At 67.9% G+C, this 3,991-nt stretch carries 4 protein-coding genes; 2 read left to right on the forward strand and 2 right to left on the reverse strand.

Annotated elements, in window-relative coordinates; translation table 11 throughout:
• Window positions 1-336: 336 nt before the first annotated feature.
• Both ABTZ89_RS01360 and ABTZ89_RS01365 read right to left on the reverse strand, forming a co-directional pair.
• On the reverse strand, window positions 337-1,578 hold the full coding sequence (locus ABTZ89_RS01360) for an MFS transporter (RefSeq protein ID WP_351038796.1): 1,242 nt from the start codon (window positions 1,576-1,578) through the stop codon (window positions 337-339).
• Window positions 1,578-2,561, reverse strand: a complete 984-nt coding sequence (locus tag ABTZ89_RS01365) for an NAD(P)/FAD-dependent oxidoreductase (protein ID WP_351038798.1) — start codon at window positions 2,559-2,561, stop codon at window positions 1,578-1,580. The genes ABTZ89_RS01360 and ABTZ89_RS01365 overlap by 1 nt, the downstream gene beginning before the upstream one ends.
• Window positions 2,562-2,652: 91 nt before the next feature.
• Here ABTZ89_RS01365 and ABTZ89_RS01370 point away from each other — a divergent pair, with 91 nt between their 5' ends.
• Window positions 2,653-3,231, forward strand: coding sequence for a helix-turn-helix domain-containing protein (locus tag ABTZ89_RS01370; RefSeq protein WP_351038800.1), 579 nt, complete (start codon window positions 2,653-2,655; stop codon window positions 3,229-3,231).
• A 132-nt stretch (window positions 3,232-3,363) separates the two neighbouring features.
• On the forward strand, window positions 3,364-3,991 hold a 628-nt coding region (locus tag ABTZ89_RS01375), incomplete at its 3' end, for an SAM-dependent methyltransferase (RefSeq protein WP_351038802.1).

Raw genomic sequence — 3,991 nt, forward strand, 5'->3', positions numbered from 1 at the left:
GGGCGCTTCACCCCTGCGTCCTCGCCGCCGCGCGCCCACATCACGTCGAGGTGATCGGAATCGCGTGTCATGCCAGCAAACGCGAACTCGCCCGCCAGCCCCGCCGAAACCCCACAACACCGGGCTGTTCTCCGGGCACTGTCCCGAGCCCGCGGATACATCGTTCGTTGCAGATCGCGATCCGCTCAACCGGCGAGCAGATCGGACTGAGCACTGTGTACCGAGCTGGTACGCCTTCGTCACATCGGGCCTGGCGCACACCGATGGCACGACAGCAGGCCCCGTTGCGCTCGACGAGTCGTCGGCTCGCCAGACTTCGAGCAGTGCATTGCGGTGTCACTGCGCGTTCCGTGGAGTAGTTGTCTGGACTGCGATGGTCCTGCTGGGAGCGTCGTCCAGGCTGGCGCGGTCGACGAGGATGAGAGGGACTGCAATCGCGGCGAGGACGGCTCCGATCAGGCAGACCCAGGTGAGGGCAGCGCCGTGGGTCAGCGCGACTGCCGCGAGGACGGGAGTGCAGCTGATGCCGAGCTGGAATGCCGACACGGTCGTCGCCCCGGCGAGGGTCGGTGCGTCTCCGGCGATGGCGAAGACACGGCCGTAGATCGCGGGGTTCAGCACGAAAGCAGCGACGCCGAGCAGGAACACCGTGGGGATCACCGCCCAGGCGTTGCCGATCGTGATCATCAGGGTCACCGAGAGGATCACGATAGTTGCCGCCCCGCTGAGGAGGGCGAGGTGCGGGCGCCGGTCGGAGATGCGTCCGCCGATGGACAAGCCGACGAATGCGCCGATGCCGAACAGGGCAAGGATCGCAGGGATCCAGACCGCCGGGATTCCCGTGATGTCGGCGAGCATCGCCGAGAGGTAGTTGAACGTGATCATGTACGCCGCTGTGGTCAGGATCGTGATCCCGTAGATGCCCCACAGCCGCGGTGTGCGGACCGTGGTGAGCTCCCGCGAAACACTCGGCCGCGCGGTCCGGGAACCCGTGCTGGCTGCGGGGATTCCGACAGCGCACCCGATGAGCCCGACGAGCGTCAGGGCGACCACGGCCCAGAAACCGCCTCGCCACTGGGTGAAATGGCTGAGCAGGGTGCCGGCAGGTCCTCCGGCCACCATGGCCACGCTCAGACCGCTGACAACAACCCCCGAGGCGCGGGCGTTGCGGTCCGGTGTGACCAAGCTGATCGCAGTCACGGAAGCAACGGCGAAGAAGCCGGCGTAGGCGACGCCGGAAATCACCCTGCTCAGCAGCAGGACCTCGTAGTTCCCCAGCAGCCCGGCGGCGATGCTGGCCGCGAATGCGCTTTGGGTGGCGATCAGCGCCGTGCGCCGGGGCCACCTCAGGCTGAGCACGGCGAACGGCGGCCCGCCGACCACGACACCGAGCGCGAACGCGGTGATGAGGAACCCGGCTGAGGACAGCGGGACCTCGAGATCGGTAGCCACGGCCGGCAGCACGCCCGCCAGCAGGAACTCCGCGCTGCCCATGGCGAACAAGCTGAAGGCGAGCAGGTACACGCCGACGGGCAGCCTCGCGGAGCTCCGGGACGTCTCGACGGGGTTGCCAGTCATCAGCTCGCACCCCCGTTGTCCGAGACTGCGGCGGCAAGCTCGCGGTCGAGCAACCAACTGGTCATGGCAATGCCCGCCGTGCAGCCCGCACCCGCCGCCGCGACGACCTGAGCGCGCGGGTTGACCACGTTCCCCGCAGCCCACACTCCCTCAACGGCCGTGGCACCAGCGGCATCGACCGGGACCAGCCCGCTCACCGGGTCCTTCGCCGCGCCCAACGTGGTCAGGATGGCGTCGTGCGGCACCGGACGGGTCCCGACGAAAATCGCATCGCACGTCACCGTTCCGCCGTCGTCCAGTTCGATCACCACCGGCGCTCCGTCGCCGTCGACCGCTGCGACTCGTGTGACACCTGCGTCAACGAGACGCACGCCGTAGGCGGTGAGGCGCCGTCGTTCGGCGGCGCCGACCTCGACTCCGTTGACGCAGAACGTCACCGAGGGGCTGTGGCGGCGCATCAGAGCTGCCAGGTGCGCCGAGTGCGGAGCCATCGCGCTGCCGATCACTGCGATGGTGCGCCCCCGCTCCTCGTAGCCGTGGCAGTGCGGGCAGTGATGCACCAGCGACGCCCACCCTGCGGACAGGCCGGGAACGTCAGGGAGATCGTCGGTCAGACCCGTGGCGACGAGAAGCGACCGGCTGCGCAGCAAGCGCCGGTAGTCGAGCCGCAGCTCGAACACACCGTCCTCGGCACGGCGCACATCGGTCACCGTCGCTCGTGCCAGCGTTCCGCCGTAACCGGTGAACTCGTCCTGCCCGGTCGCGAGGAACTCCTTCGGCGCCATGCCGTCCCGCGTCAGGTACCCGTGCATGTGGTCTGCCGGGCCGTTCCGCGGCGCACCACCGTCCACGACCAGCGTCGCGAACTGGGCCCGCGCCAGCACGATCCCGGCCGACAGACCGGCTGCCCCGCCGCCGACGATGACGCTGTCCCACACCGTCTCCGCGAGCGATTCGCCCGATGGGTACGTTGTCGTGTCCATTCGGATCACCTCCACGGACAGGATCGGGAGGTCCGACCGGAATCGACAAACAACGTTGCCGTTTCCGGGACGCATTGGTTGACTGCGTCGCATGGAAGACCAGCCCACCGTCGATGGAGTGATCGAGCAGATCGCACCCCGCCTGCGGCGCACCCGCGACAAGAAGGCCGTCAGCCTCGCCGATCTCGCGCGCTCCACCGGCATCTCGACCAGCACGCTGTCCCGGCTGGAATCGGGTCAGCGCAAGCCGAGCCTCGAGCTGCTCCTCCCGATCACCGCAGCACTGGGCATCCCCCTCGACGAGATCGTCGCCGCGCCCCGGATCGTCGATCCACGCGTGCCCCAGCAACCGGCCAAGAAGGACGGGCGCGTGCTGATCCCGCTCTCACGGCACCAGAGAGAACCCCGCGCCTACAAACTGATCATCCCAGCGCACGACGAACAACCCCACCTGCGAACCCACGACGGACACGAATGGCTCTACGTGCTTCGTGGGCGCCTACGTGTACGTCTGGGAGACCACGACTTCATCATGGGTTCCGGCGAAGCAGCCGAGTTCGACTGCCACATCCCGCACTGGTTCGGCGCCACCGGCCTCGGCAAGGTCGAACTGCTCAGCCTCTTCGGAAAATCAGGCGAACGCATCCACCTGCGCACCAGCCGCCGCTAGCTCTACTGCCCAGAGAGGTCGGTCCACCGCACAGCTGCACTTGTTGATCCGAGCCGTGGCTGAATCGCTTCTCGTCGGTGTTGTGCTGAAGGGGGTCGTTGAACGATCATCAAGGCCGTCAAGGTGTCGGGAGTGGGGACGAAGATGGCGCTGGATGATGCGGTGAACGGCAATGCGGACCTGGACGACGTGGACATTTCGCGTCCCAGCGCCGCCCGGGTCTACGATTTCTGGCTCGGTGGAGCGAACAACTTCGCTGTGGACCGCGAGATCGGCCAGAAGATCGTCGACGCGGTACCGGAAGTTCCCGCCGCCGCCCGCGCCAACCGGTCGTTCCTGCGGCGGGCCGTGCAGTGGTGCCTGGCGCACGGCATCGACCAGTTCTTGGACCTGGGCTCGGGCATCCCGACGGTCGGCAACGTGCACGAGGTGGCGCAGCAGGGCAACCCGCACGCGCGGATCGCCTACGTCGACAACGAGCCGGTCGCCGTCGCACACAGCAAGAACCTGTTGCGCGGCAACCCGTACGCCTCGATCACCCACGCGGATCTGCGCGATGTGGACGCGGTGCTCGCCGCGGACGGGGTCGCCGGCCTGCTGGACTTCGACCGGCCGATCGCATTGCTGACGCTGATGGTGCTGCAGTACTTCCCGGACGACGAGGAGACCACCGAGCTGGTGCGGCGCTACCACGAGAAGCTGCCGTCCGGCAGCGTCCACCTCGTCTCCCACGTAACCGCGGACGACCCGATCGTCGACG

The sequence above is a fragment of the Saccharopolyspora sp. NPDC002686 genome (genome assembly GCF_040295745.1).
GTDB classification, from domain to species: Bacteria; Actinomycetota; Actinomycetes; order Mycobacteriales; family Pseudonocardiaceae; genus Saccharopolyspora; species Saccharopolyspora oryzae.

What these genes read in the sequence shown, in the direction of transcription:
- ABTZ89_RS01360 (WP_351038796.1), bottom strand. Translation starts at nt 1,578, where the DNA reads ATGACTGGCAACCCCGTCGAGACGTCCCGGAGCTCCGCGAGGCTGCCC.
- ABTZ89_RS01370 (WP_351038800.1), top strand. Translation starts at nt 2,653, where the DNA reads ATGGAAGACCAGCCCACCGTCGATGGAGTGATCGAGCAGATCGCACCC.
- ABTZ89_RS01365 (WP_351038798.1), bottom strand. Translation starts at nt 2,561, where the DNA reads ATGGACACGACAACGTACCCATCGGGCGAATCGCTCGCGGAGACGGTG.